This window comes from Streptomyces sp. NPDC088116 (genome assembly GCF_044741745.1).
Taxonomy (GTDB): Bacteria; Actinomycetota; Actinomycetes; order Streptomycetales; family Streptomycetaceae; genus Streptomyces.
Window position 1 is genome coordinate 606,888 of the sequence record NZ_JBIUTF010000002.1, and the last position, 26,716, is coordinate 633,603.

Genomic DNA, 26,716 nt, shown 5'->3' on the forward strand with positions numbered 1-26,716 from the left:
AGCCACCTTTGATCTGGGTATGTTCCCTGCCGTCAGGGCAGCCACCGCGTCCTCGAGGAGTCGAGACCCGTGCCGGAAAACAAAGGTCCCCACGCAGCCACCCCCGCGCCCGAGCGCGAGAAGTTCGTCTACGACTTCACCGAGGGCAACAAGGATCTGAAGCACCTCCTCGGCGGCAAGGGCGCCAACCTCGCCGAGATGACCAACCTCGGGCTGCCCGTCCCCCCGGGCTTCACCATCACCACCGAGGCCTGCAACATCTACCTCGACAGCGGCACGGAACCGGCCGCCCTGCGCGAAGAGGTCAGCGCCCATCTCGACGCCCTCGAGACGAAGATGGCGAAGAAGCTCGGCCAGGCCGACGACCCGCTGCTCGTCTCCGTACGCTCCGGCGCCAAGTTCTCCATGCCCGGCATGATGGACACCGTCCTCAACGTGGGCCTCTCGGACGCCTCCGTCACCGGACTCGCCACCCAGTCCGGTGACGAGCGCTTCGCCTGGGACTCGTACCGCCGGCTGATCCAGATGTTCGGCAGGACCGTGCTCGGCGTCGACGGCGAACTCTTCGAGGAGGCGCTGGAGGAGGCCAAGCAGGCCAAGAAGGCCGCCACCGACGTGGATCTGGAGGTCGCCGACCTCAAGAAGCTGGTCAAGCGGTTCAAGAAGATCGTCTCCAGTGAGGCCGGCCGCGACTTCCCGCAGGACCCGCGCGAGCAGATGGATCTCGCGATCCGCTCCGTCTTCGAGTCCTGGAACACCGACCGGGCCAAGCTCTACCGCCGTCAGGAGCGCATCCCCGGCGACCTCGGCACCGCCGTCACCGTCTGTTCCATGGTCTTCGGCAACCTCGGCCCCGACTCCGGTACGGGCGTCGCCTTCACCCGTGACCCCGCCAGCGGACACCAGGGCGTGTACGGCGACTACCTCCAGAACGCCCAGGGCGAGGATGTCGTCGCGGGCATCCGCAACACCGTGGCGCTCGCCGAACTGGCCACCATCGACAAGAAGTCGTACGACCAGCTCATGGGCATCATGGAGACCCTGGAGACGCACTACCGGGATCTGTGCGACATCGAATTCACCATCGAGCGCGGCCAGTTGTGGATGCTCCAGACCCGTGTCGGCAAGCGCACCGCCGGTGCCGCCTTCCGGATCGCCACCCAGCTGGTCGACCAGGGGCTGATCGACGAGGCCGAGGCGCTCCAGCGCGTCAACGGTGCCCAGCTCGCCCAGCTGATGTTCCCGCGCTTCGACGAGGACGCCGCGCGGACGCTCCTCGGGCGCGGTATCGCGGCCTCGCCCGGCGCGGCCGTCGGCAAGGCCGTCTTCGACTCGTACACCGCCATCAAGTGGTCCCGGTCCGGCGAGAAGGTCATCCTCATCCGCCGCGAGACCAACCCCGACGACCTGGACGGCATGATCGCCGCCGAGGGCATCCTGACCTCGCGCGGCGGCAAGACCTCGCACGCCGCCGTCGTCGCCCGTGGCATGGGCAAGACCTGTGTCTGCGGCGCGGAGGAGCTGGAGGTCGACACCAAGGCACGCCGGCTGACCGTGGGCGGGACCGTCATCGAGGAGGGCGACGTCGTCTCCATCGACGGCTCGACCGGCAAGGTCTACCTCGGTGAGGTCCCGGTCGTCCCGTCGCCCGTCGTGGAGTACTTCGAAGGCCGGATGCACGCGGGCGCCGACGACGCCGACGAGCTGGTCAAGGCCGTCCACCGGATCATGGCGTACGCCGACCGCTGCCGCCGGCTGCGGGTGCGCGCCAACGCCGACAACGCCGAGGACGCGCTGCGCGCCCGCCGGTTCGGAGCCCAGGGCATCGGGCTGTGCCGTACGGAGCACATGTTCCTCGGCGAACGTCGCACGATGGTTGAGAAGTTGATCCTCGCCGACACCGACGACGAGCGGGAAGAGGCACTGGGTGCCCTGCTGCCGCTCCAGAAGAAGGACTTCGTCGAGCTGTTCGAGGCGATGGACGGCCTGCCGGTCACGGTCCGCCTCCTCGACCCGCCGCTGCACGAGTTCCTGCCCGACATCACCGAGCTGTCCGTACGGGTCGCGCTCGCCGAGTCGCGCAAGGACCACAACGAGAACGATCTGCGCCTCCTCCAGGCCGTGCACAAGCTCCATGAGCAGAACCCGATGCTCGGTCTGCGCGGGGTACGGCTCGGGCTGGTCATCCCCGGGCTGTTCGCCATGCAGGTAAGGGCCATCGCGGAGGCGGCGGCCGAGCGCAAGAACGCCAAGGGCGACCCGCGTGCCGAGATCATGATCCCGCTCGTCGGTACGGTCCAGGAGCTGGAGATCGTCCGCGACGAGGCAGAGCAGGTCATCGAGGAGGTACGGCAGGCCACCGGCGTCGAACTCAAGCTGGCGCTCGGCACGATGATCGAGCTGCCGCGCGCCGCGCTGACCGCCGGGCAGATCGCGGAGGCGGCGGAGTTCTTCTCGTTCGGTACGAACGACCTCACCCAGACCGTCTGGGGCTTCTCCCGCGACGACGTGGAGGCGAGCTTCTTCACCGCGTACCTGGAGAAGGGCATCTTCGGGGTCTCGCCGTTCGAGACGATCGACCGGGACGGTGTCGGCTCGCTCGTACGGAGCGCGGTCGAGGCGGGACGCGCGACAAGGCCCGGTCTGAAGCTGGGCGTCTGCGGCGAGCACGGTGGTGACCCGGAGTCGGTGCACTTCTTCCACGAGGTGGGCCTGGACTACGTCTCCTGCTCGCCCTTCCGGATCCCGGTGGCCCGGCTGGAAGCGGGTCGCGCGGCGGCCGAGTCGACCGGGAGCGACTCGCGGTAACGCCGCCCGGTAGGACGCCGGAGCGGCCGTCGCCGGGTCACCTTGGCCCTCACCTCGGTGATGCGGCGGGCGGCTCCGGGACATGGGAGGGGCGGGTGCCTTTGTGCGGGGTGCCCGTCCCTTCGCCACGACTGCCGGTTCGCTTACGGGCCGCCGGGCCGCCGGGCCGCTTTACGGGGTGCCGGGCCGTCGCGTAACCCGCTTACGCGGCGGCGTACTCGGACGGGCCGGTCTCGTACTCGGACGGGCCGGTCCCGTACTCCGACAGCTGGGCGTCGTACTCCGACAGCTGCGACCGGAAGATCCCGATCATCTTCCCGGCGTGCCCCAGCCCGATCCGGTCCACCTCGCGCTCCAGCTCGTCCAGGTCGCGCCGCGTCAGCTTCGCCGAACGCCCCAGGAAATGCAGGGACTTGACCAGCCCCAGCCGCGACAGCACCACGCCGCGCGGTTCGTTGATGGCCCGGAACTCCACCAGCGCCTGCGTGTACACATCCCGGGCGCTCGCGTAACGCCCCGCCCGGTAGAGGACGTTGCCACGCATCTTGTGCGCGTACGCGTGGGCACTGGTGAGGTCCATACGGGAACAGATGGCCTCGGCCTCGGACAGCAGGGCCAGAGCGCGCTCCGTGTGCCCCTGGGCGGACAGGACGTCCGCGACGCCGCGCAGCGACCAGGCGCGGCCCCGCGCGTCATCGCCGTCGGTGGCTATCCGTACGGACTCCTCGAACATCTCCAGCGCCGAGTCCAGCGCCCCGGTGTTCCGGTGCATCTGGGCGATGCCGGACAGCGCCCAGACGATGTGCCGTGCCTCGCCGTGCGCCCTGGCCTGGGCGAGGAGTTCCTCATGCATGGCGGCGACCGCCTCGTAATCGCCCTGGATACGGCCCGTCTCGGCGAGTCCGGCCAGGGAGTAGCCGTGCACGATCCGGTCGCCGCTGCCGGCCGCGAGCTTCACGGCGTGGGCCAGCAGGCGGCGGGCCAGCGGCAGCGTGCCGCACTGGCGGGCGAGCGTGCCGCCGCTCCACAGGGCCCAGGCCATGGCGCCCCGGTCCTCGGCCTGCCGGGCGCTCCGGTAGCTTTCGCGCCATGCCGCGCCGGCCTCGTCCACCCGGCCGAGCCGCCGGTTGGCCTCGCCCACGGCCAGCGAGGCACGGGCCCGTTCCAGCGGGGTGACGGCGGTGCGCAGTACCTCGCCCGCCGCCGTCAGTACCTCTTCGTACGACGAGTTCACGCCCAGTACGGTCCTCAGTTCGCCCTGGTATTCGGGAGCGAATGCCTTGCTGTACATGTCCGGGTGGCCTCCTGATCGTGCGCGCCCGACCGGTTGCCGTCCCCTGCTGCGCCGACCGGTCGCCGCTGCCTTGATCACGAAGCTAGGGGGTGGGGAGGGGGCGGCGAATCCCTCCGCGTACGGGGTTGTGGCGTCCCCCAGGAGTGCTACACGAGGTTCCATCGTCATCAGCAGGTCGTACGAGGGAGTCGGTTTCCCGGCCGCGGGAACGGTGTATTCGGCCACGGGCACGGTGTGTTGTCGCCTTTTCGTCTCTCGCAAGGCCGACTCGCTGAATTGGACAGGCCTCGGAGCGCGACCCGTGGATCCCCACCCAACGGGCCGCGCTCCATTACGCGGGCCGGACATCGAGCCGCCACCGTCATCGACCGCCGCCGGCGGTCGGCAAAGCCCCCCACGGCCTTCACCGAGCCATTCGGTCGTTCAGGTTTCATGTCCGACGCTGTACAGCATTTCGCTTCGGAGCGCACCGCCGCGACCCGTTTCAACTGTGGCCGAAACACCGTGGTAACCACCTGTGATGGCATGCATACTCTTCGATTGGGACACGGGGCATGGAAGTGGCTGGCACAGATGGGAATTTCGATGCTGCGTATTCATTTCACGGGCAGGGATCTCGGCGGGGTCAGGATGGCCGCCGGTCCCGACCCGCTCTGGGAAACGATTCTCAGCTTTCATCGAATAAGGGATCGGCGGGGTCCGCTCGTCTTCGGTGAATGGCGCAGGGAAACGCGTGCCCGGTTGAATGGTGAAACGGCGCTCCTCTCCGCGCTCGTTCCGCAGCGCGGCTATTTCCCCGATTTCCTGACGCCGGGTCCGGGACTGTCCGGCCGCGGCGCCCGCCTGGAGACGGCCCGTACGTCCGGCCCGTCCGGCCTGGAGTCGGGCGGCGCGGCGGGCCTTGAGGCGGGTCTTGAGGCGGTCCGGGCCACCCCGCCGGAGCGGATCCACGCCGAACTCTCCCTGGTCGCCGGCGGCAGAGCCCGTACGGGGAGGACGGGCCCGGGGCACCCGGGTCCGGGCAGGGGCAGGCGGCTCGCCACCCTCGCCGCGTTCACCGACGGCGGCACCGGGCGGCTCGCCCGCCTCGTCGAGGTGTTGCGTACGTACCACCGGGCCGCCGTCGAGCCGTACTGGCCGTACCTCCGCGCCCGAGCCGAGGCGGACCGCGCGCTGCGCGGCCGGGCCCTGCTCGACGGCGGCGCGGACGCCCTCCTCTCCACCCTGCCGCCGATGCTGCGCTGGCGCTCCCCGGTGCTGGAGGCCGACTATCCGGTGGATCGCGAACTGCGCCTGGACGGACGTGGGTTGCTCCTCCAGCCGTCCTTCTTCTGCCGCTCCACCGCGGTGGTCCACCGCGAACACCGCGACCCGGAACGGCCGCCCGTCCTCGTCTACCCCATCACCCACTCCGACGGGCCCGCGGTCGCGGAGCGGGCGGGACCCTCGCTCGGCCGGCTCGTCGGTCACACCCGCTCGGCCGTCCTCCAGGCCATCGAACACGGCTGTACGACCAGTGAACTGGCCCGCAGGACCAGCGTGTCCCTCGCCTCGGCCAGTCAGCACGCGTGCGTCCTGCGCGAAGCGGGGCTGGTCGTCACCCTGCGGAACGGGAACGCCGTTCTGCACACGCTGACCCCGCTAGGCGCCGCCCTGCTGCGAGGCTGCGCGCACGTCCGTTGACGAACCCCACGCGTGCCTCTATTTTCCGAGCAGCGTCCTCGAAACTTTCAGTCAACTTTCCGAAACTCCAGCTGCTCCCAGGAGAGTCAGGCTCCCAGGAGAGCCGGCTGCTCCCAGGAGAGAGAGGGACGACCGTGAGGAACCTTCCCGCCTTATCCAGAGCCGCCCGCCCCCGGGCCGCGACCGGTGATGCCGCGACCGCTGACGCCGTGACCGCTCATGCCGTGACGGCCCGCGCCGTGACGGCCCGCATCGCGACAGCCGTCTCCGCCCTGACCGCCGTAGCCGTCGCCATGGTCGGACTCGCCGCCCCGGCGCACGCGGCCGACCCCGTCCTGCGGGATCTCGCCACCGCCAAGGGCAAGTACTACGGCACCGCCGTCACCGGGTCGAAGCTGACCGGTACGTACGGGAGTGTCACCGGCGCCCAGTTCGACTCGATCACGCCCGGCAACGAGATGAAGTGGGGGGCGGTCGAACCGACCCGGGGGAGCTTCAACTGGGCGGGCGCCGACGGCATCGTGAACTTCGCCGAGGCCCACGGGCAGAAGGTGCGCGGACACACGCTCGTCTGGCACAGCCAGATGCCCAACTGGCTGGCCAACGGCACCTTCAGCGACGCCGAACTGCGCACGATCACGACCGGTCACGTCACCACCGAGGTCGCCCGCTACAAGGGCCGTATCGACCACTGGGACGTCGTCAACGAGCCGCTCAACGAAGACGGCACGATGAGGGCCAGCAAGTTCTACACGCAGCTCGGAGAGTCCTACATAGCCGACGCCTTCCGGGCCGCGCGCGCCGCCGATCCCGCCGCCAAGCTGTACATCAACGACTACAACACCGACGGTACGGGCGCCAAGAGCAACGGGATGTACTCCCTGGTCCAGCGGCTCAAGGCACAGGGCGTCCCGATCGACGGGGTCGGGTTCCAGGGCCATCTGATCCTCGGGCAGGTGCCGTCCACGCTCCAGGCGAATCTCCAGCGCTTCGCGGACCTCGGGGTGGATGTCGCGATCACCGAACTCGACATCCGGATGACGCTCCCGGCCACCGACGCCAAACTCGCCCAGCAGAAAGCCGACTTCAAGGCCGTCACCAGCGCCTGCCTCGCCGTCACGCGCTGCAAGGGCGTCACGGTCTGGGGCTTCACCGACTCCGACTCCTGGATCCCGGACGTCTTCCCCGGCCAGGGCGCGGCCACCCCGTACGACGCCAACTTCCAGCCCAAGCCCGCGTATTATGGCATCGCGGAAGCCCTCGGCTGGACCGGTGGCGGTGGTGATCCCGGGCCGGTCACCGGCTGCGCGGTGAGTTACGCCGTACAGAGCCAGTGGAACACCGGCTTCACCGCCGGTGTGACGGTCAGGAACACCGGTTCCTCGGCGATCGACGGATGGACGCTGAAGTGGACGTGGCCCTCGGGCCAGAGCGTCAGCTCGGCCTGGAACGCCACCGTCGGCCAGTCCGGCACCCAGGTCACCGCCGTCAACGCCGCCCACAACCGGGCGATCGCCGCCGGCGGATCGGCCACCTTCGGCTTCAACGGTGCCTGGAGCGGCGCGAACACCGCCCCGAGCGCCTTCACCCTGAACGGTGCCGCCTGCACCACGGCGTAGGCCGTGGCGCTCCATCGGACGACACATGACAAAGGCAAGGAGAACTCTCTCCTTGCCACTCTCAACGTATAGCGCGCCGGGGGGCTTGCCGCAAGACCCGGGTCACGGCGCAGAATCGTCGGCCGATGCCACAACCAGCGGAAATGGGGCCCGACGTGCGTGCGTTGTCGGTGACGTATGGGGGACGCGGTGACGTCGAACCAGTAGAGCCGGTAGAGCCGGTAGAGCCGGTAAAGCCAGTTGAACCAGGAGAGCCAGTCGGACCAGTCGGAACAGTGGTGGGACCGGCAGTGGAGTCGCGGGTGCTCGGCTCGGAGGTGTCGCGATGACCGAGCAGTACGTGCGGGATCTTCGAGAGGTTGACGAGAAGCAGGTCGCGGTCGTCGGCGGCAAGGGCGCGCACCTGGGCGGGCTGTCGCGGATCGAGGGCATCCGTGTGCCGGCCGGGTTCTGCGTGACGACGGCCGCCTTCCGGCGGATTATGGCGCAGGCGCAGGCGCAGGCGCCGTCGATCGGCGATCTGCACGATCAGTTGTCGCGCGTGGACCCGGAGGACCGGGAGGCGATCCGCACGCTCAGCGCGCGGATGCGTCGGACCATCGAAGAGATCGCCGTCCCTGGCGATCTCGCGGCGGCGATCACCCGCGTGCTCGCCCGGCTCGGCGAGCAGGCCGCCTACGCCGTCCGGTCCAGCGCGACGGCGGAGGACCTGCCGACGGCCTCCTTCGCCGGCCAGCAGGACACGTACCTGAACGTCGTGGGGCCGACGGCGATCCTCCAGCACATCGGCCGGTGCTGGGCCTCGCTGTTCACCGAGCGGGCCGTGACCTACCGACGGCGGAACGGAATCGACCACCGTACGGTCCACATGGCCGTGGTCGTGCAGCGGATGGTCCTCCCGCACGCGGCCGGTGTGCTGTTCACGGCCGATCCCGTCACGGGCAACCGGAAGGTCGCCACCGTGGACGCCGGTTTCGGCCTCGGCGAGGCCCTGGTCTCCGGCCTGGTGAACCCGGACGTCTTCACGGTGCGACACGGCGAAGTCGTCGCCAAGAAGATCGCCGCGAAACAGCGTGCCGTTCACGCCCTGCCCGCCGGCGGTACGAGGGAAGTGGCGATCGACTCGCGGCGCCAGGAGCAGCCGGCGCTGACGGATGCGCAGGCCGTACGGCTCGTGCGGCTCGGGCGGGCGATCGAGGCGCACTTCGGCCGCCCGCAGGACATCGAATGGTGCCTGGACGATGACGGCTTCCAGATCGTTCAGAGCCGGCCGATCACGACGCTGTTCCCGATCCCCGGGACCGGCGACATCCCCGGGACCGGCGACATCCCCGGGTCCGGCGACATCCCCGGGTCCGGCGACATTCCCGGGACCGGCGACATTCCCGGGACCGGCGACCGAGAGAATCGCGTCTACGTCTCCGTCGGTCATGGGCAGATGATGACCGACCCCATGAAGCCCCTGGGGCTCTCCGTATGGCGGCTGACGGCCATGGCGCCGATGCACGAGGCCGGCGGGAGGCTGTTCGTCGACGTCACCCGGCGGCTGGCCTCGCCCGCGAGCCGCGCCGGCCTCCTGGACGTCATGGGGAGAGGCGATCCGCTGACCAGGGACGCTCTGGAGACCGTCCTCGACCGCGACGATTTCGTGCCGTCACTCCCGGACGAGCGTCCCGCCGGGCCGCCGGGACACGGTGCGTCCGCCCCCGTCGAGACCGATCCGGCCATCGTGACCGAGCTGATCGAGCGCAGCCGGATGTCCGTCGCCGCCCTGGAGTGCGACATCCGGACGAAGAGCGGACCGGCGCTGTTCGACTTCCTGCTGGAGGCCTTCGAGGAGCACAAGCGGGCCCTCGGCGATCCGTTGAGCCTTCAGGCGATCACGGCGGGGATGGAGGCCACGTGGTGGCTCAACGACAAGCTGCACGAGTGGCTGGGCGAGAAGAACGCGGCCGACACGCTGACGCTGTCCGCCCCCGGCAACGTCACGTCGGAGATGGGACTGGCGCTGCTCGACGTCGCGGACGTGATCCGCCCGTGGCCGGAGGTGGTGGCGTTCCTGCGGGGCGTCGAGTACAGCGAGGACGAAGCCTTCCTGGACGAGCTGGCGAAGCTCGCGGGCGGAACCGAGGCGCGCGACGCCATGGAGGCGTACCTCGGCCGGTACGGCATGCGCTGCGTCGGCGAGATCGACATCACGAGACCACGTTGGCGCGAGCGCCCCAGCACCCTCGTGCCCGTGATCCTCGACAACGTCAGGAACTTCGAACCGGGCGCCGCCGGGCGGCGCTTCGAGCAGGGGCGGCAGAAGGCGCGGAAGAAGGAACAGGACGTGCTGTCACGCTTGCGGGCCCTGCCGGACGGGGACCGGAAGGCCGACGAGGCCAAGCGGATGATCGACCGGGTCAGAACCTTCATCGGATACCGGGAGTACCCGAAGTACGGCATCGTCAGCCGCTACTTCGTCTACAAGCGGGCCCTGCTGGAGGAGGCCGAGCGCCTCGTGCGGTCCGGCGTGCTTCCCGGGAAGGAGGACATCTTCTACCTCACGTTCCAGGAACTCCACGACGTCGTGCGCGCGAACCGGGTGGATGACCAGCTCATCCAGCGGCGCAAGGACGCGTTCCGCTCGTACCACGCGCTCACCCCGCCCCGGGTGCTCACCTCGGACGGTGAGGCCGTGACCGGGGCGTACCGGCGCGACGGTGTGCCGGCCGGTGCCCTGACCGGCCTGCCGGTCTCCGCCGGGACCGTCGAGGGAAGGGCCCGCGTCATCCTTGACATGGCGGAGGCCGATCTCGAATCGGGCGACATCCTGGTCACGGCCTTCACGGACCCCAGCTGGTCGCCGCTGTTCGTCGCGGTCGCGGGCCTGGTGACAGAGGTGGGCGGCCTGATGACCCATGGCGCGGTGATCGCCCGGGAGTACGGCCTGCCCGCCGTCGTGGGCGTGGAGCGGGCCACCCGGCTGATCCGGGACGGGCAGCGGATCCGCGTGCACGGATCCGACGGGTACGTCGAGATCCTGCCCTGAGCGAATCCCGCCGTGACCGGCCCCACCGGGACACCGGGAGGCCCTATCCGTGAAAGCCCCGGCGTTACGCCGAAACGGGGACCCTGACCCGTACCTCGTACGCCTGGACGGCGACCTCGTCGTCGTCCAGGCACTGCCCCGTCGCCAGGTCGAAGCGCTGTTTGAGCAGCGGGGACGCGACGAAGGGCCGCCCGTCATGGGTGCCGGTCAGCCCGCGCGACAACACCTGCGCACCGGAGAACGGATCGCGGTTGCTGATCGCGTACGGGTGTCCCGCACGGTCCAGGAACACCGCCACCTGGCGGCCGTCCGGGAGCAGCGCCGCGACACCCCGGCCCGGAGTGAGCGAGGACAGCTCGCACACCGCGAACCACTCCTCGCCACCGCCGTCGCCGGTGCCTTGAGGGCCTTCGGTGCCGGTCGCGCCTGCGGGAACGCCGAGCAGGACTTCGAGTGTGCCGGGCGAGAACGTCGTGGTGCTCATCTGCGTGCTCGGCTCTGTGCTCATCGGGCGGTCGCCCCTTCCAGCGTGAGGAATACCAGGTCGGGCTTGACCTGATCGCGTTCCGGTACGAACTTCACCGACGGGTCCGGCGCGTCGGGCGCGTTGACGAACGAGACGAAACGGCGCAGCCGCTCCGGGTCGTTGATCGTCTCCGCCCATTCGTCGCGGTACGCGTCGACATGCGCGGCCATCAGCTGCTCCAGCTCCGCGCAGAGCCCCAGCGAGTCATGGACCACCACGTCCCGTACGTGGTCCAGCCCGCCCTCGATCCGCTCCAGCCAGGCGGAGGTGCGCTCCAGCCGGTCGGCCGTACGGATGTAGAACATCAGGAACCGGTCGATCAGCCGCACCAGTTCGGCGTCCGAGAGATCCTGGGCGAGCAGGTCCGCGTGGCGCGGGTCCGCGCCGCCGTTGCCACCGACGTACAGGTTCCAGCCGTTCGCCGTGGCGATCACACCGAAGTCCTTGCCGCGCGCCTCCGCGCACTCCCGCGCGCACCCCGACACCGCCGACTTCAGCTTGTGCGGCGAGCGCAGGCCCCGGTAGCGCAGCTCCAGATCGATGGCCATCTTGACCGAGTCCTGCACGCCGTAGCGGCACCAGGTCTGCCCCACACAGGACTTGACCGTCCGCAGGGACTTTCCGTATGCGTGTCCCGACTCGAATCCGGCGTCCACCAACCGGGTCCAGATCAACGGCAGTTGGTCCACCCGCGCGCCGAACAGGTCGATCCGCTGGCCGCCCGTGATCTTTGTGTAGAGGCCGAAGTCCCGGGCCACCTCGCCGATCACGATCAGCTTCTCCGGGGTGATCTCACCGCCGGGGATACGCGGCACGATCGAATAGGACCCGTTGCGCTGGATGTTCGCCAGGAAGTGGTCGTTGGTGTCCTGGAGGGAGGCCTGCTCACCGTCCAGGACATAGCCGCTCACCCCGAGCGCCGGTGCCAGCGAGGCGATGATCGAGCCCACGGTCGGCTTGCAGATCTCGCAGCCGTCCCCACCGCGCGCCCCCTCGCGGCCGTGCGAGTCGAGGAGCGAGGCGTACGTGGTGACGCGCAGGGTGCGGACGATCTCGTACAACTCGCTCCGGGTGTACGGGAAGCAGCCGCACAGCCCCTTGTCGGCGGGGCCGGAGCCGTTCGCCGCCAGCAGCTGGCCGACGACCTTCACGCAACTCCCGCAGCCCGTACCGGCCTTGGTGCACTTCTTCACCTCGGGCAGCGAGGAACAGGCCAGGATCGCGCCCTTGCTGACGTTGTGACAGCTACAGATCACCGCGTCGTCGGGGAGGGCGGACGGGCCGAGTTCGACCGGTGCTCCCGCGCCCGAGGGCAGCACCAGGTGTTCGGGAGAGACCGGCGGTACGGAGCCGGTCATCGGCCGGAGCATGCCGTACGACTCGGCGTCGCCGACGAGGACACCGCCGAGCAGGGTGCCGTCCTCGGCCACCACCAGCTTCTTGTAGACACCGGAGCGGGAGTCCGAGTAGACGACGTCCAGGCTGCCGGGGGCGGCGCCGTGCGCGTCACCGAACGACGCCACGTCCACCCCGAGCAGCTTGAGCTTGGTCGACAGGTCGGCTCCGGTGAAGCCCTTGTCGACGGCGTCGGCGCCGCCGTCGGCCAGCAGATCGGCGACGGTGGTGGCCATCTCGTATCCGGGCGCCACCAGCCCGTACACGCGGCCGTCCGCCGCCAGCGCGCACTCGCCGATCGCGAACACGGCGGGGTCGGACGTACGGCACCGCTCGTCGACCGCTATGCCGCCGCGCTCGCCGACCGTCAGGCCGGCGTCCCGGGCGAGCTGGTCCCGGGGCCGTACGCCCGCCGAGAAGACCACGAGGTCGGTGGCGAGGGCCGAACCGTCCGACAGCGCCATGCCGGTGACCGTGCCCCCGGCGTCCGTCGTCACCTCCTGCGTGCCCACGCCCGTGTGGACGGTCAGGCCCATGTCCTCGATCGTGCGCAGCAGGGCCGCGCCACCGCCGTCGTCCACCTGGACGGGCATCAGGCGCGACGCGAACTCCACGATGTGCGTGTCGAGCCCGAGCCCCTTGAGCGCGCCCGCCGCCTCCAGCCCGAGCAGCCCGCCGCCGACGACCGCGCCCGAACGGGCCGTCATCGCGTACTCCTCGATCGCGAGGAGATCCTCGATGGTGCGGTAGACGAAGCAGCCGGTCGCGTCCTGGCCGGGCACGGGCGGTACGAACGGATACGAGCCGGTGGCCAGTACGAGCGTGTCGTAGGCGAAGGTCAGCCCGGCCCGGGAGGTGACCGTGCGCGCGGCGCGGTCGATGCTCTCGGCGGGGTCGTCCAGATACAGCTCGATACCATGGCGGGTCAGGAAGTCCGGCTCGCCGAGGGCGAGATCATCGGGCGTACTGCCGGAGAAGTACGAGGTCAGCCGTACCCGGTCGTAGGCGGGACGCGGCTCCTCGCAGAGCACCACCACCCGCGCCCGTGAGGTCACACCCCGTTCGGCGAGGGCCTCCAGGAACCGCTGGCCGACCATGCCGTGGCCGACGACCACGATCGTGGGAGTGGGCATCTCAGGAGCCTCCATCGGGGAGATCGGGGAATCGGGGGAGTGGGGGGCAGCGCGGTGGCGGGCGGGACGGCTCATCGTGGGGCCATGTCCGGAAGCGTGCGCGGCGGCTGTTACCCGTCCGCATCGCCACCGTTTCCCGCACGGAACGCTGCCCTCAGCACGGGGCCGCCGGGGATGTGAGGGGGCCGGCAGGGGCCGCCGGATGGGAGGGAGGTGGGAGGGGGAGGGGACGGGGAGGGGACGGGGATGGGACGGGACTTCGGGCTCACTCGGCCACGGCGTCTACGGATTGCCTCAGCCGCCACCGCAACCTCAGGCGTTGCTCAAGACTCCCGGGTTACATGGGCGGGGCACTCATCGCGTCCATAAGCTCGTGATCATGCCCGAGATATCGCTGACCGTGCTCGTTCTGCTCTGCCTTGCCGCCGCCGCGGCGGGCTGGATCGATGCCGTCGTCGGCGGTGGCGGGCTGCTGCTCCTGCCCGCGATGCTGCTCGGGCTGCCGCACCTGCCCGCCGCGTACATCCTCGGCACCAACAAGGCGGTCGCCATCGTCGGCACCACGGGCGCGGCGGTGACCTATGCGCGCAAGGCTCCGGTCGATGTGAAGGCGGCCGTGCGGATCGGGCTCGCGGCGCTCGCCGGATCGATGGGCGGTGCCTTCTTCGCGGCCGGGATCAGCAGCGAACTGCTGAGGCCCGTGATCATGGTGGTGCTGCTGGGAGTGGCGGCCTTCGTCATGCTGCGGCCCGCCTTCGGCCGGACGCAGGCGGGCGGCCAGGTCACCCGGGCGCGTACGGTCACGGCGATCGTGCTGGTCGGCGGCGGGATCGGCTTCTACGACGGGCTGTTCGGGCCCGGTACGGGAACGTTTCTGGTGCTGGCGCTCACCGCCGTACTCCACCTGGATCTGGTGACCGCCTCCGCCACCGCCAAGATCGTGAACGTCTGCACCAACGCCGGGGCGCTCGCGATGTTCGCCTATCAGGGCACGGTGCTGTGGCAACTGGCCGCGCTGATGGCGGTGTTCAATCTGGCGGGCGGGATGTTCGGCGCGCGGACGGCGCTCAGGAAGGGCAGCGAGTTCGTCCGCGGGGTGCTGCTGGTGGTGGTGTTCTCGCTGGTCGCGAAGCTGGCGTTCGACCAGTGGACGGCGTGATCGCCGGTCGTGAGGCCAAGACGCGTGCGGTGGCCCGGGACGAGCGGCGGTGGCCCGGGACGAGCGGCGGGAGCCCGGGACGAGTGACGTGGGCTCGGATGAACGGCGGGGGCACGGAGGAGTGCGGCGGTCCAGGTGATCGCGGGTGATCGCGGGTGATCGCGGCGGTCCACATGAAGGTTCCCCGCCCCCATCAGCGACGAGCGTGACGGGGACGGGGACGCGGGGCGGAACCGAGGCGCGGTGGATACCGGCCCCGTCAGCTGCCCTGCGCGCCGCTCGCCCGGCGACGCAGGAGCCGGGTCCCGCCGACGGCGGGCACGGCCGTCACAGCCGTGCCCGCCGCGATCCGGGTGGTGTCGGAGGCGGTGGTGCCACCGACCCCGGTCTTCATCCGGCTCCTCGGCCCGGCGTACCCCATGGTGAGATCGCCGGTGGCCTCGTTGCCGTTCTCACACGTCGCGCGGATGCCGTACGTACAGGGCCGGGCGGGCGGCGGTCGGCACTCTCCGACGACGGCCTCCCCGCACGTACCGGGATCCACTCACCATTTCGCCGCGTCGACAGCTTCCAGGAAGCACTTCCCGTGTCCGTCCAGGCCGCGGGCCTTGGTGTTGACGGTGACGGGGGTCGCCGGGGCGCGCGGTCGTAGGGAGACTGTTCCAGTGTCTCGATACCTCCGCGACGGCCCCGGTCGCATTCGCGGAGGCCAGGGCTATCCAAGCGGACGCCGGTGCGGTAGAGGTGAGCAGGCGGGCAATCGTGCGCATAGAGCGTCCTCCGAGGCGGCTGGGGGATCCGTCACCTCCGAGATAAAGCGCGGCTCGGCGTCGGCGCCTGCTGATGCACCATCAGATCCATTTACCGGCGTCGGCGTGTCGCACGTGACAGCCGCTGTTGTCGCAGGTCACGGGCGTGTACGGCAAGGTGGCGGCGATTCGTTCCACCGTCGTGCTGAACGGGTGACGAGAGGTCGGTCGCCCTCACAGGCGGGCCCACTCCACCCCGTCGTACAGTTCCGTCACCGTCTTCAGCAGGGTCGCGTCGCCCGGGAAGACCGTCTCGTCGATCCGGCTCACCGGGGCGACTCCGTGCGAGTTGGTGACGAAGGCGGCCCGGTACTGGCCCAGGTCCGCCAGGGTGACCTCGCGGTGGACCGACGGGAGACCGGCGGACAGCAGACAGGCATGGACCAACGCCATGGTGATGCCCGTCAGGACCGGGGCATCCGGCCAGACCACCGAACTGCCGTCCCAGAAAGCGATATTGGCGATAGCGCCCTCCGCGACCACCCCGCCACGACCGGTGAGCAGCGCGCTGTCGAATCCCGCGCGTTCGGCGAGCCGGCCGTAGTGGATCTGGGCGAAGCCGCCCAGATGCTTGATGTGCGGGACCGGGCGCTGGTACGGGACCGACATCAGGCTCTGCGCCCGGCCGTCGATGGCGACGGGCGGCCGTACGGTCACCATCAGAGTTGTGCCGGACGTCTCGTCCCTCTCGTCCGTCTCGTTCGGCCGGTGGACATACACGCGGACCGAGGCGTCACGTACGTCACCGAGCGCGTGCCGGAGCAGGGACCGGACGTGCTCACCGTCCAGGCCCACGCCGAACAGCTCGCGGGTCGCGGAGTCCAGCCGGTCGAGATGGAGGGCCAGACCGCGTACCCGGTAGTCCCTGACCTGCATGGCGGTGAAGTGACCGTAGGTGTCGAGCGCGCGGAGTCGCAGACCGGCCTCGGTGACGGGCCGGCCGTCGACCTCGATCAGCAGGTTCGGTGCAACAGTCGTCATGCTCCTCACCGTATGGCGTGCGTGGTTCATCTGGCGGCTTGACCTCAATCATGGTTGAGGTATGAGGCTCTTCTCATGGACACCACCACGCGGGAATCCGCAGCCGAATCTGCCGTCACAGCCACTTCCGCAGCCACTTCCACTTCCGCAGCCACTTCCGCAGCCGCTTCCGCTTCCGCTTCCGCATTCGCATCCTCATCCGAGCCGCTGAAGCTCGCCGTCATCCTGGGCAGCAACCGCGAAGGCCGCTTCGGTCCGGTCGTCTCCGGCTGGTTCCTCTCCCACGCCGCCGCGCGCCAGGACTTCACCACCTCACTGGTCGACCTGGCCGAGGTGGACCTGCCGACCGCCCTCTCCTTCCAGCCGGACCCCGCCGTCCGGGCCGAACTCGCCAAAGTCACCCCACGGCTGGCCGAGGCGGACGCCTTTGTCGTACTGACCCCCGAGTACAACCACTCCTTCCCCGCCGGTATCAAGTCCCTGATCGACTGGCACTACGGCGAGTGGCAGGCCAAGCCCGTGGGATTCGTGTCCTACGGCGGGATCTCCGGCGGACTGCGCGCTGTCGAGCAACTGCGCCAGGTCTTCGCGGAGTTGCACGCCGTCACCGTGCGGGACACGGTCTCCTTCCACAACGCGGGCGCCCACTTCGACGACGAGGGCCGTCACAAGGACCCCGCCGACTGCGATGCGGCCGCCAAGACGATGCTCGACCAGCTGGCCTGGTGGGGGCAGGCGCTGCGGGACGCCAAGTCCGTTCGTCCGTACGCGGGTTGATCGGCCCGACCCGACCTGTTCTCCCGTGGAGGACGGCTCCATCGTCGAACGGGGCGCACACGACGGCCTGCTGGCCGTAGAGGCGCGTACGCCCGCCTCTACGCGGGCCAGTTCGTCCCCCGTCGCCGCTCAGGCCCTGCCCGCCCGGCGAAGACCCGGCCGGGCAGGGCCTAAGGAGCGTCCGCCAGCGCCTCGGTCACGCCCGTCTCCGTCGGCCCGAGAAACAGGGGGTCCGGCCGTGTGAGGGCGTCGGCCGCCGCCTTTCCCGCGGCGATGACCTCCCGTACCCCGCCGTAGTACCAGGTCAGGTTGTGGCGCTCGTCGACCCCGACGCCGTACGACTCGACGCCCGCCGCCTCGCAGAGCGCCACCGCGCGCCGGACATGGAAGCCCTGTGTCACCAGCACCGCCCGTTCGACGCCGAATATCTTCTTGGCCCGTACGCACGAGTCCCAGGTGTCGAAGCCCGCGTAGTCGCTGACGATCCGCCCGTCCGGCACCCCCTGGCCGACGAGGTACGTCCGCATCGCGTCCGGCTCGTCGTACTCCTCGCGGCTGTTGTCCCCGGTGACCAGCACCACCCGTGCCTTGCCCGCGCGGTACAACTCCGCCGCCGCGTCGAGGCGGTGGGCCAGATACGGCGACGGTTGGCCGGAGCGCAGTCCGGCGCCGAAGACCACGGCCACATCCCGGGCCGGGACGTCGGCGACCGTACGGACACGGTCGTCGGCAACCGCGTACATCCACGTCGCCGGCGTCAGCGCGAGCGCGCACCCCAGCATGACGGCCTGCACCGCGCGCCGCTGCCCACGTCTTGTGCGCGGCAGTCGTGGCATGCGCGGCCGTGGCACGCGTAGCTGTGGCCCGCGCAGGCGTGGCAGGCGCGCCCGTCGCGGCAGTGTGAGGCGCGGTCGCGACAGCTTCGGCAGTGGCATGTTCCCCGGTCCCGTTCCCCTCGGCCGGATCCCGCTTTCCCGGCCATTTCCGTTCCGCTCTCGTCCGTTCTGCTCTGTACGACGATCGAGACCGCCGAACAGTTCGCGGTGGCGGTGGCGGTGGCGGTGGCGGTGGCAGTGGCGGTGGCGGTGGCAGTGACGGTGACGGTGGCGCTGGAGGTCCGGGGGTGGGCAGGGCCAGGGCCGCCCGGCCTCATGGCCCTTCCGTGTGCGCGATGAGATGGGCGAGGAACGCGGAGACGGCCGCGGGGAGGTTCCGGCGGGCCATGGACTGGATCTGGACGGTCCGGCGGGACAGTTCCGGATTTCTGATCGGTACGGCCGTCAACTCGTAGTCGGCGTGCAGCCGTCGCCGAATCGTCAGATGTCCCACGAGTGTTATGCCGCCCTTCATCTGTACGAAGCTCTCCAGGGCGCCGGAGTAGTTGCTGACGAAAGCGGGCTCGAATGCCAGCCCCTCCAGACTGACGCAGATGTCGAAGACCTGCCGGAGGGTCGTGCCCTGTTCCATCAGCGCCAGCGGGTAGGGGAGCAGGTCGGCGAGCCAGATCTCCTCGCGCCCGGCGAGGGGGTGGCCGGTCGGCATCAGCGCGTACACCGGCTGGGCCTCGGAGAACTCGACCCGAATATCCATCTCCGGCGCGAGGCTGTACGTGATGGCCAGATCGGCGCTACCGTCACGGACTTCCTGAGTGGCTCCCCCGGGCGAAGTGACATGCAATTGGAAGTGCACCCCCGGGTAGTTCTCGCGGAATGCGACGATTGCTTCGGGGAGGAAATCCCGGGCGAATCCCTCCGAGCTGGCGAGCCTGATGGTGCTGTGTCGCAAGGATCCGAGACCGCGGATATCGGCGAGGATCTGCTCGGATTCGAGCTGGCTGCGCCGGGCGTAGGCCGCGAGTATCTCACCGGCCTCGCTGAGCACCATTCCGCGCGGTCGCCGTTCGAACAGCGGCACGCCGATTTCGTGCTCCAGCTTGGCGATCTGCCTGCTGATCGCCGATGCCGCCACATGCAGGCGCTCGGACGCCTGGCCGATCGAGCCGATGTGCGCCACTTCCAGGAAGTACCGCAGCCCGGATCCCGTCACGTCCATCTGCTCCTCGTTCCCGCTTGTCAATCCCAAGGACGTTGCCCATCGAGCAACGCGGCCTTCTGATTATTGCAATTGTGTCAACCCTCGGGCGTCAGTAGCCTGCCATGTCAATGACATGAATTCACCACTCGGCAATTGTTTCCTGGCTATTACGAGAAAGGGTCACGATGACGCGTTCCACGGCAATCGACCGGGCGGTCGATTACTTTGATTCAGGCTCTTTTCTGGCAGATCTCACGCGGCGGGTGGCCCTGCCCACCGAGAGCCAGGCCGCCGACCCGGTGGACGAGTTGCGGTCGTATCTGGAAGAGGAAATGGTCCCCGCCCTCGTGGGCCTCGGCTGTACCACCCGCATCGTGGACAACCCGGTGACCGGCCGCGGCCCGTTCCTCGTGGCGCATCGGCACGAGGCCGAGCGGCTGCCCACCGTCCTCGTGTACGGGCACGCCGATGTGGTCCTGGGCGAGGAACAGCGCTGGCGGGCCGGCCTCGACCCCTGGCGGGTCGTGGTCGAGGGGGACCGCTGGTACGGACGCGGCACCGCGGACAACAAGGGCCAGCACACCATCAACCTGGCAGCCCTGGAGCACGTGCTGCACGCCCGGGGCGGACAACTGGGCTTCAACCTCAAGGTGATAATCGAGACCGGCGAGGAGTCGGGCTCTCCCGGGCTGAACGAAGTCTGCGCCCTGCTCCGCGACGAACTGGCCGCGGATCTGCTGATCGCCTCCGACGGGCCCCGGATCCACGCGGAGCGGCCGACGCTCTTCCTCGGATCGCGCGGCATGACCGCCTTCACCCTGCGCGTCCCGCTGCGCGAGCGCGCCCACCACTCGGGCAACTGGGGCGGGCTGCTCCGCAATCCGGCGACCGTGCTCGCGAACGCCCTGGCGACCATCGTGGACGGCCGGGGCCGGATCCTCGTCCCCGGCCTGCGGCCGACGCACATCCCGGCCGGCGTCAAGGCGGCCCTGGCCGACCTCACCGTCGGAGGCGGCAAGGACGACCCCGCCGTCGACGAGGGCTGGGGAGAGCCGGAACTCACCCCGGCCGAGCGGCTCATCGGCTGGAACACCCTCGAAGTCCTCTCCCTGGCCGCCGGGAACCCCGTCACCCCGGTGGGCGCGATCCCCGGCTCCGCGCACGCGCACTGCCAGCTCCGCTTCGTGGTCGGCACCGACCCGGCCACCCTCGGCCAGGTCCTCCGTGACCATCTGGACGCACACGGCTTCCCCATGGTCGAGATCGAGGTGGGCCGGACCATGGGCGCCACCAGGACCGACCCGGACGATCCGTGGGTGCGCCGGGCCGCGCGCTCGGTGGAGCGGACCACCGGTGAACGGCCCGCCATCATGCCCAACCTCGGCGGAAGCATCCCCAACGACGCGTTCGCCGACGTACTCGGACTGAGCACGGTCTGGGTGCCGCATTCGTACCCCGCCTGCGCCCAGCACGCGCCGGACGAACACCTCCTCGCCCCCCTGGCGCGACAAGCCCTGGAAATCATGGCCGGGCTCTTCTGGGACCTGGGCGAGGGACCCGGCGAAGACCCTGGCGAAGCCCTTGAAGAAGACCGGGGCGACCGCCTCGGCACCGGGTCCGGCGACGGCCCCTGTCGCGAAGAGGAGCACTGACCATGGGGACACCCGGCACCGACATCAGGCCCGAAAGCGCGGCGGAACCGGCGATACCCGCCAAGGCGTACCGCGTCATCGCCGCGGCGTCGATAGGCAACGCCCTCGAGTGGTTCGACATCCTCATCTACGCGTTCTTCGCGACGACCATCGCCAAGATCTTCTTCCCGGCCACGGACGACACCGTCTCGCTGCTCCTCGCCCTGGGCACGTTCGGCGTCTCGTACCTCGTACGCCCGCTCGGTGCGATCGTGCTCGGACGCTACGCCGACCGCGTGGGCCGCAAGGCCGCGCTCATGCTGTCGATCCGGCTGATGATGCTGGGCACCGCGCTGATCGCCTTCATGCCGTCCTACGGCTCCATCGGCCTCCTCGCTCCCCTCGCGGTCCTGCTCGCCCGCCTGATCCAAGGCTTCTCCGCCGGAGGCGAATTCGGCAGCTCGACGGCCTTCCTCGTGGAGCACGCCCCGAAGCTGCGCGGCTTCATGGCGAGCTGGCAGTTCGCCAGCCAGGGCGTCAGCACATTGCTCGCCGCGACCTTCGGAACGGTGCTGACGTCGACCCTGTCCACCGCGCAGCTGGAGTCCTGGGGCTGGCGCATCCCGTTCGTGTTCGGTCTGCTGATCGGGCCGATCGGCTACTACATCCGCCGCTTCGTCGACGAGCCCCCCGAGTTCGAACGGGCCCGGCAGGCCGATGCGGAAGCGGGAGCGGAGGCAAGGGAGAAAACAGGCGAGCACACCGGCCAGAAGACGGCGGACAAGGCCGCCGAGAACGCCGAAGCGACCGCCCGGGAAAAGGCCGAGCGCAAGCCGGTCGCGGAGGTGCTGCGCCACCACAAGCTCCGGGTGCTCCTGTCCGTCGGCACACTCGCCGTGTCCACGGCCATCACCTACTTCATCTCCTACATACCGACCTTCGCCGTCAAGGAGCTGGATCTGCCGGCCTCGACGGGCTTCGCGGCCACCATGGTGACCGGCGGAGTCCTCACGGTCATGACGCCCTTCATCGGCTACTGGTCCGACAAGGTCGGCCGGGTGCGCATCATGGGAGCGTTCGCCGTGCTGATCCTGCTGCTGCTCTACCCCGCCTTCGCCTTCCTCGTCGCGCACCCCGGATTCGGAGTGATCCTCGCCGTGATGTTCCTGGTCGGCGTCCTGAAGGCCGGGTACTTCGGGTCGCTCCCCGCGCTGCTGGCGGACCTGTTCCCGATCAGCAGCAGGGCGACAGGCATGGCGCTCAGTTACAACATCGGCGTGATGCTGTTCGGCGGCATGACACCGGCGGTGACCGTCTGGCTGGTCGATGTGACCGGCGACAAGCTGGCGCCCACCTGGTACCTGATGGCGCTCGCTCTGCTCAGCCTGACCTCCGTGCTTGTCGCCCGGCGGCGGTTCGGAGTGCGGTAACGCGTGACGTGCCCGCCGTGTGCGGGTGCGCACCGCCTCGGCGGGCGCGCACCCGCACACGGTCTTTTCCGATGCCTCTGATCGCTTCATGGTGATTACGCTAAGTGATGGCACTGACAATGCCCCGGCAGCGGCTGTGAGGTGGTGGAAAACCCCCGTCACCCTCGTGCAACCGCTCGGCAATCAGGACCCGGCAGGATCGGCCCATGACGCAGTCGGCGTACCACCGCATGCCCCAGCCCATACCACTCCCGCCGGGCGGCAGCGACCCGCTCGACACCGCGACGTTCGACAAGGCGCCGCTCGACACCGCAACGATCGACAGCCTCCCGCTCGACAGCGCCGCGCAGCTGTTCACCCGTATCACCGCCCAGCTTGGCCACCAGCTCGGAAAAGTCGCACGGAACGGAACCCGCAGGAGTATGCACAGCAACGGTCCCGCCTCCGCCGGTCCGGGTCCGGGCCACGCCTCCGCCGCCGGTCCCAGCCTCGTCCTCGTCGCCCATGGCAGCCGCGACCCGCGCGCCCTGCGCACGATCACGACGCTCCTCGAACGCGTCCGTGAACTCCGCCCCGGCCTGGACGTACGCCTCGGGCACATCGAGCTCAACGAGCCGCGGCTGTCCGACACCCTCGGCAGGCTCACCGCCCGGGGCACCGGCCGGGCCGTCCTCGTACCGCTGCTGCTCAGCCGTGGCTTCCACATCAAACGGGACCTGCCGGCCGCCGCCGCGTCCGTACCCGGCCTGAAGGCCCGGATCGCCGCCCCGCTCGGACCGCATCCGCTGCTGGTCGAGACCCTGTACGCGCGTCTCGTCGAGGCCGGCTGGCGTACGCACGCCACCGGCTCCGCACGCACCCGCGCCCGCGCGCGCAACGGCGCCGGAGTCGTCCTGGCCGCCGCGGGATCACGCGACCCGGAATCCGCGGCCGACACCCGCCGCACGGCCGCCCAGCTCAGCGAGCGCCTCGGCGGGGTACCGGTCGTCCCCGCATACGCCTCCGCCGCCTCGCCCACCGTTGCCGAGGCCCTCCGCGCTCTCGCCGCCCGGGGCCGCCACCGGACCGCGATCGCCTCGTACTTCACGGCCCCCGGCCACTTCGCCACCCGCAGCACCGCCGCCGCACCCTGGATCGCCGCCGCCCCGCTCGGCGCGCACCCGGCGATGGCCAGGCTGCTGCTCCACCGTTACGACGAGGCCCTGGCGACGCCGTACGAGACGGGCCACCGCGAACTGGCCTCCGCCTAGACCGGCGGGCCCCGGACCGGCAGGCCCCGGACCGGCAGGCCCCGGACCCGCAGGCCGCGGGCTGACCCCAGTCCGACGGATCCCGACCAGTTGTCACCCGTACCGGTTACCGTCGGTGCATGGCAGGCAGCACCGGTACCACCACATCGCACCCCTCCGGACCCGCGGGCGCATACGACGACACGGCCACCGAACGCTGGGCCGCGGAGCCCGACAAACGCCCCGGCCGCACCGCGTTCCAGCGCGACCGCGCGCGCGTGCTGCACTCCGCCGCGCTGCGCAGGCTCGCCGGCAAGACCCAGGTGGTGACCCCCGGATCCCGCAGTCAGGAGTGGGACGCCAGCCCCCGTACCCGCCTGACCCACTCCCTGGAGTGCGCCCAGGTCGGCCGCGAGCTGGGCGCGGCCCTCGGCTGCGACCCGGACCTGGTGGAGGCGGCCTGCCTCGCCCACGACATGGGCCACCCGCCCTTCGGCCACAACGGTGAGCAGGCGCTCAACGACTTCGCCGCCGACTGCGGCGGCTTCGAGGGCAACGCGCAGTCGCTCCGCCTGCTGACCCGTATCGAACCGAAGCGTTTCGTACGGTCCCCCGACAGCGGCGAGCTGGTCAGCGTCGGCCTCAACCTCACGCGCGCCGCTCTGGACGCCGCCACCAAATACCCCTGGACGCGCGGCTCCCACCCCACCCAGCCCGGTTCGGTGAAGTTCGGGGTGTACGAGGACGACCTGCCGGTCTTCGCCTGGGCCCGCAAGGGCGCGCCGGCGGACCGTACCTGCTTCGAGGCGCAGGTCATGGACTGGTCCGACGATGTGGCCTACTCCGTCCACGACTTCGAGGACGGCCTGCACGCCGGGCATGTCGACCCCGCCGCACTCTCCTCCGAGACCGAGCGGAACGCGATCTGGGCGGTGGCGATCGGCCGGTACGTACCGGCCGGCACCGACCCGCGGGAGCTGGCGGCCGCGCTCGACCGGCTCATGGAGCAGGAGTGGTGGCCGCACGGCTATGACGGCTCGGCCGTCGCGCAGTCCCGCCTCAAGGACGCCACCAGCCAGCTCATCGGCCGGTTCTGCGAGGCGGCCGAGGGCGCCACCCGCCAGGCGTACGGCACGGGCCCGCTCACCCGGTACGCCGCCGAACTGGTCGTCCCGCGCGCGGCCCGCCACGAGTGCGCCGTCCTCAAGGCCGTCGCCGACCGCTATGTCATGCAGCGCGCCGAACAGGAGGCGCTCCGCGCCGACCAGCGGATCGTTCTGGCCGAGCTGGCCGAGGCGCTCACGGCCCGCGCCCCGGAGGGCCTGGACCCGCAGTTCCGCGCGCTGTTCGACGCCGCCCGCGACGACCGGGCGCGCAAACGCGTCATCGTCGATCAGATCGCGTCTCTCACCGACGCGACGGCCCGCTCCCTGCACACGGCACACGCAGGCCGCCCCTGATCCGCGCCGCGGGCCCAGCCCCGAACAGTCGGAGACCCCGGACACTCCGCGTGCCCGGACAGTCCCCGGCCCCCAAAGTCCCTGCTCCGGCACAGGGCGCATTCCTGCCCGTCCGGCGTACTTCCGTCGCTCCGGCGCACTCGGGACCGTTCGGAGCACTCAAGCCCGATCGGAGCGCATCCGGCGCACGCGGAACCCCGGTGAGGCAGAGGATGGGTGACATATGCCCCTCATGCCTCACGGTTTCCGCCTCACGCGTGTACGAAAGTAGCCGGATCACGGCAGTGAGACCGGCCCGTGGAGCGCTCCCTCTTTCGCCATCACGCTCCGTGCGGGACGCTCGCAGATGGCGGCAGCACGAAGAGGAGGCATCAAGTGGTCGACGCACATCAGACATTTGTCATCGTCGGCGGAGGGCTCGCCGGGGCGAAAGCCGCGGAAACCCTGCGTGCGGAGGGATTCACCGGCCGGGTGATCCTCATCGGTGACGAGCGCGACCACCCGTACGAACGACCACCCCTGTCCAAGGGCTACCTGGCCGGCAAGGAGGAGCGCGACAGCGTCTTCGTGCACGAGCGTGCCTGGTACGCACGGGCCCAGGTGGAGCTGCATCTCGGCCAGACCGTCACCTCCGTCGACCGGGACGCCCGTTGCGTACGTCTCGGCGACGGCACATCCGTGCGGTACGACAAACTGCTGCTGGCCACCGGCGCCGAACCGCGCCGACTCGACATCCCCGGCACCGACTTGGCGGGCGTGCACCATCTGCGCCGCCTCGCCCACGCCGACCGGCTGCGCCAGGTGCTGGCGGCCCTCGGCCGTGACAACGGCCATCTGGTGATCGCCGGTGCGGGCTGGATCGGCCTGGAGGTCGCGGCGGCGGCCCGCGGTTACGGCGCCGAGGTCACCGTCATCGAGTCCGAGGCGACCCCGCTCCACCACGTCATCGGCCCCGAACTGGGCCAGCTCTTCACCGAGCTGCACCGGGAGCATGGCGTCCGGTTCCACTTCGGCGCCCGGCTCACCGAGATCATCGGTCAGGACGGCATGGTCCTGGCGGCCCGTACGGACAGTGGAGAGGAGCACCCGGCCCACGACGTGCTCGCCGCGATCGGCGCCGCCCCGCGCACCTCCCTCGCCGAGGCCGCGGGTCTCGCTCTCGCCGACCGGGCCCAGGGCGGCGGCGTCGTCGTGGACTCCGGTCTGCGCACCTCCGACCCCGACATCTTCGCGGCCGGGGACGCGGCGGCCTTCCCGGTGTCCGGCTGGGGCGCGGGCCTCGCCACGACGCGGGTGCGGGTCGAACACTGGGCCAACGCCCTCAACGGCGGCCCCGCCGCCGCCCGCGCCATGCTCGGCCAGGACGTGACGTACGACCGGATCCCGTACTTCTTCTCCGACCAGTACGACCTGGGCCTGGAGTACTCGGGCTGGGCCCCGCCCGGCTCGTACGACCAGGTGGTGGTACGGGGCGACGCGGGAAAACGGGAGTTCGTCGCCTTCTGGCTGAAGGACCGCCGGGTGCTCGCGGGGATGAACGTCAATGTGTGGGATGTCACCGAAGACATCCAGCGCCTGATCCGGTCCGGTGCCCGGCAGGACCTGGAGGCCCTCGCCGACCCGGGTGTCCCGCTCGACTCCCTCGGTACGTGACCGGCCCACCCGCCCCGGCGGCGACGGGACGGTCCGGCGGTGTCGGTGCGTCCCCGTAGAA

General features: G+C 70.3%; 18 protein-coding genes. 11 read left to right on the top strand and 7 right to left on the bottom strand.

Going from position 1 to position 26,716, the window contains the following annotated elements; all coding sequences use genetic code 11:
- Positions 1-69 precede the first annotated feature (69 nt).
- Positions 70-2,808, top strand: a complete 2,739-nt coding sequence (gene ppdK, locus ACIOJD_RS09000) for a pyruvate, phosphate dikinase (protein ID WP_401910073.1) — start codon at positions 70-72, stop codon at positions 2,806-2,808.
- 202 nt (positions 2,809-3,010) lie between these two features.
- On the opposite strand, the gene ACIOJD_RS09005 is transcribed toward ppdK, so the two are convergent.
- Positions 3,011-4,099, bottom strand: a complete 1,089-nt coding sequence (locus ACIOJD_RS09005) for a tetratricopeptide repeat protein (RefSeq protein WP_401910075.1) — start codon at positions 4,097-4,099, stop codon at positions 3,011-3,013.
- Between the two features lie 588 nt (positions 4,100-4,687).
- On the opposite strand from ACIOJD_RS09005, the gene ACIOJD_RS09010 reads away from it, so the two are divergent.
- The 3 genes from ACIOJD_RS09010 (at position 4,688) to rph (ending at position 10,438) form a co-directional block, all read left to right on the top strand.
- Positions 4,688-5,785 carry an ArsR/SmtB family transcription factor gene (locus ACIOJD_RS09010; RefSeq protein WP_401911654.1) on the top strand — a complete coding sequence of 366 codons (1,098 nt, stop codon included), beginning with the start codon at positions 4,688-4,690 and terminating at the stop codon, positions 5,783-5,785.
- A gap of 293 nt (positions 5,786-6,078) precedes the next feature.
- Positions 6,079-7,404, top strand: a complete 1,326-nt coding sequence (locus tag ACIOJD_RS09015; protein WP_401911657.1) for an endo-1,4-beta-xylanase — start codon at positions 6,079-6,081, stop codon at positions 7,402-7,404.
- Between the two features lie 325 nt (positions 7,405-7,729).
- Positions 7,730-10,438, top strand: coding sequence for a rifamycin-inactivating phosphotransferase (gene rph / locus ACIOJD_RS09020; protein WP_401910078.1), 2,709 nt, complete (start codon positions 7,730-7,732; stop codon positions 10,436-10,438).
- Positions 10,439-10,502: 64 nt separating this feature from the next.
- On the opposite strand, the gene nirD is transcribed toward rph, so the two are convergent.
- Together nirD and nirB are read right to left on the bottom strand one after the other, a co-directional pair.
- Positions 10,503-10,946, bottom strand: a complete 444-nt coding sequence (nirD, locus tag ACIOJD_RS09025) for a nitrite reductase small subunit NirD (protein WP_401910081.1) — start codon at positions 10,944-10,946, stop codon at positions 10,503-10,505.
- A complete protein-coding gene (nirB, locus tag ACIOJD_RS09030) occupies positions 10,943-13,492 on the bottom strand; it encodes a nitrite reductase large subunit NirB (protein ID WP_401910083.1) in 2,550 nt (849 codons plus the stop codon). The genes nirD and nirB overlap by 4 nt, the downstream gene beginning before the upstream one ends.
- A 379-nt stretch (positions 13,493-13,871) precedes the next feature.
- Between nirB and ACIOJD_RS09035 the strand changes: the two genes are divergently transcribed.
- Positions 13,872-14,651, top strand: a complete 780-nt coding sequence (locus ACIOJD_RS09035; protein ID WP_401910084.1) for a sulfite exporter TauE/SafE family protein — start codon at positions 13,872-13,874, stop codon at positions 14,649-14,651.
- Positions 14,652-14,910: 259 nt separating this feature from the next.
- Here ACIOJD_RS09035 and ACIOJD_RS09040 read toward each other — a convergent pair whose 3' ends face one another.
- Together ACIOJD_RS09040 and ACIOJD_RS09045 are read right to left on the bottom strand one after the other, a co-directional pair.
- Positions 14,911-15,195, bottom strand: coding sequence for a hypothetical protein (locus tag ACIOJD_RS09040; RefSeq protein WP_401910087.1), 285 nt, complete (start codon positions 15,193-15,195; stop codon positions 14,911-14,913).
- A 439-nt stretch (positions 15,196-15,634) separates the two neighbouring features.
- Positions 15,635-16,441 carry an aminotransferase class IV gene (locus ACIOJD_RS09045; protein ID WP_401910090.1) on the bottom strand — a complete coding sequence of 269 codons (807 nt, stop codon included), beginning with the start codon at positions 16,439-16,441 and terminating at the stop codon, positions 15,635-15,637.
- A 75-nt stretch (positions 16,442-16,516) separates the two neighbouring features.
- Here ACIOJD_RS09045 and ACIOJD_RS09050 point away from each other — a divergent pair, with 75 nt between their 5' ends.
- Complete coding sequence (locus tag ACIOJD_RS09050) at positions 16,517-17,218, top strand: NADPH-dependent FMN reductase (protein WP_401910093.1); 702 nt, start codon at positions 16,517-16,519, stop codon at positions 17,216-17,218.
- Between the two features lie 170 nt (positions 17,219-17,388).
- On the opposite strand, the gene ACIOJD_RS09055 is transcribed toward ACIOJD_RS09050, so the two are convergent.
- Complete coding sequence (locus ACIOJD_RS09055; protein ID WP_401910095.1) at positions 17,389-18,054, bottom strand: vancomycin high temperature exclusion protein; 666 nt, start codon at positions 18,052-18,054, stop codon at positions 17,389-17,391.
- A 313-nt stretch (positions 18,055-18,367) separates the two neighbouring features.
- A complete protein-coding gene (locus ACIOJD_RS09060; protein WP_401910098.1) occupies positions 18,368-19,264 on the bottom strand; it encodes a LysR substrate-binding domain-containing protein in 897 nt (298 codons plus the stop codon).
- A gap of 173 nt (positions 19,265-19,437) precedes the next feature.
- Here ACIOJD_RS09060 and ACIOJD_RS09065 point away from each other — a divergent pair, with 173 nt between their 5' ends.
- The 5 genes from ACIOJD_RS09065 (at position 19,438) to ACIOJD_RS09085 (ending at position 26,655) form a co-directional block, all read left to right on the top strand.
- Positions 19,438-20,904: a M20 family metallopeptidase gene (locus tag ACIOJD_RS09065; RefSeq protein WP_401910101.1), complete on the top strand. Its 1,467-nt coding sequence runs from the start codon at positions 19,438-19,440 to the stop codon at positions 20,902-20,904.
- Positions 20,905-20,906: 2 nt separating this feature from the next.
- Positions 20,907-22,313, top strand: a complete 1,407-nt coding sequence (locus tag ACIOJD_RS09070; protein WP_401910103.1) for an MFS transporter — start codon at positions 20,907-20,909, stop codon at positions 22,311-22,313.
- Positions 22,314-22,519: 206 nt separating this feature from the next.
- Entirely contained in the window at positions 22,520-23,563 is a 1,044-nt protein-coding gene (locus ACIOJD_RS09075) for a sirohydrochlorin chelatase (protein WP_401910105.1), read from the top strand.
- 119 nt (positions 23,564-23,682) lie between these two features.
- Positions 23,683-25,002, top strand: coding sequence for a deoxyguanosinetriphosphate triphosphohydrolase (locus ACIOJD_RS09080; RefSeq protein WP_401910108.1), 1,320 nt, complete (start codon positions 23,683-23,685; stop codon positions 25,000-25,002).
- 375 nt (positions 25,003-25,377) lie between these two features.
- The gene (locus ACIOJD_RS09085; RefSeq protein ID WP_401910110.1) at positions 25,378-26,655 is read left to right on the top strand and encodes an NAD(P)/FAD-dependent oxidoreductase; all 1,278 of its coding nucleotides are present in this window, start codon (positions 25,378-25,380) and stop codon (positions 26,653-26,655) included.
- Positions 26,656-26,716 lie beyond the last annotated feature (61 nt).

Excerpts from the sequence above, each read along its gene's own strand:
- ACIOJD_RS09005 (WP_401910075.1), bottom strand. The coding sequence starts at position 4,099 with ATGTACAGCAAGGCATTCGCTCCCGAATACCAGGGCGAACTGAGGACC.
- ACIOJD_RS09010 (WP_401911654.1), top strand. The coding sequence starts at position 4,688 with ATGCTGCGTATTCATTTCACGGGCAGGGATCTCGGCGGGGTCAGGATG.
- ACIOJD_RS09015 (WP_401911657.1), top strand. The coding sequence starts at position 6,079 with ATGGTCGGACTCGCCGCCCCGGCGCACGCGGCCGACCCCGTCCTGCGG.
- rph (WP_401910078.1), top strand. The coding sequence starts at position 7,730 with ATGACCGAGCAGTACGTGCGGGATCTTCGAGAGGTTGACGAGAAGCAG.
- nirD (WP_401910081.1), bottom strand. The coding sequence starts at position 10,946 with ATGAGCACAGAGCCGAGCACGCAGATGAGCACCACGACGTTCTCGCCC.
- nirB (WP_401910083.1), bottom strand. The coding sequence starts at position 13,492 with ATGCCCACTCCCACGATCGTGGTCGTCGGCCACGGCATGGTCGGCCAG.
- ACIOJD_RS09035 (WP_401910084.1), top strand. The coding sequence starts at position 13,872 with ATGCCCGAGATATCGCTGACCGTGCTCGTTCTGCTCTGCCTTGCCGCC.
- ACIOJD_RS09045 (WP_401910090.1), bottom strand. The coding sequence starts at position 16,441 with ATGACGACTGTTGCACCGAACCTGCTGATCGAGGTCGACGGCCGGCCC.
- ACIOJD_RS09050 (WP_401910093.1), top strand. The coding sequence starts at position 16,517 with ATGGACACCACCACGCGGGAATCCGCAGCCGAATCTGCCGTCACAGCC.
- ACIOJD_RS09055 (WP_401910095.1), bottom strand. The coding sequence starts at position 18,054 with ATGCCACGACTGCCGCGCACAAGACGTGGGCAGCGGCGCGCGGTGCAG.
- ACIOJD_RS09065 (WP_401910101.1), top strand. The coding sequence starts at position 19,438 with ATGACGCGTTCCACGGCAATCGACCGGGCGGTCGATTACTTTGATTCA.
- ACIOJD_RS09070 (WP_401910103.1), top strand. The coding sequence starts at position 20,907 with ATGGGGACACCCGGCACCGACATCAGGCCCGAAAGCGCGGCGGAACCG.
- ACIOJD_RS09075 (WP_401910105.1), top strand. The coding sequence starts at position 22,520 with ATGACGCAGTCGGCGTACCACCGCATGCCCCAGCCCATACCACTCCCG.
- ACIOJD_RS09080 (WP_401910108.1), top strand. The coding sequence starts at position 23,683 with ATGGCAGGCAGCACCGGTACCACCACATCGCACCCCTCCGGACCCGCG.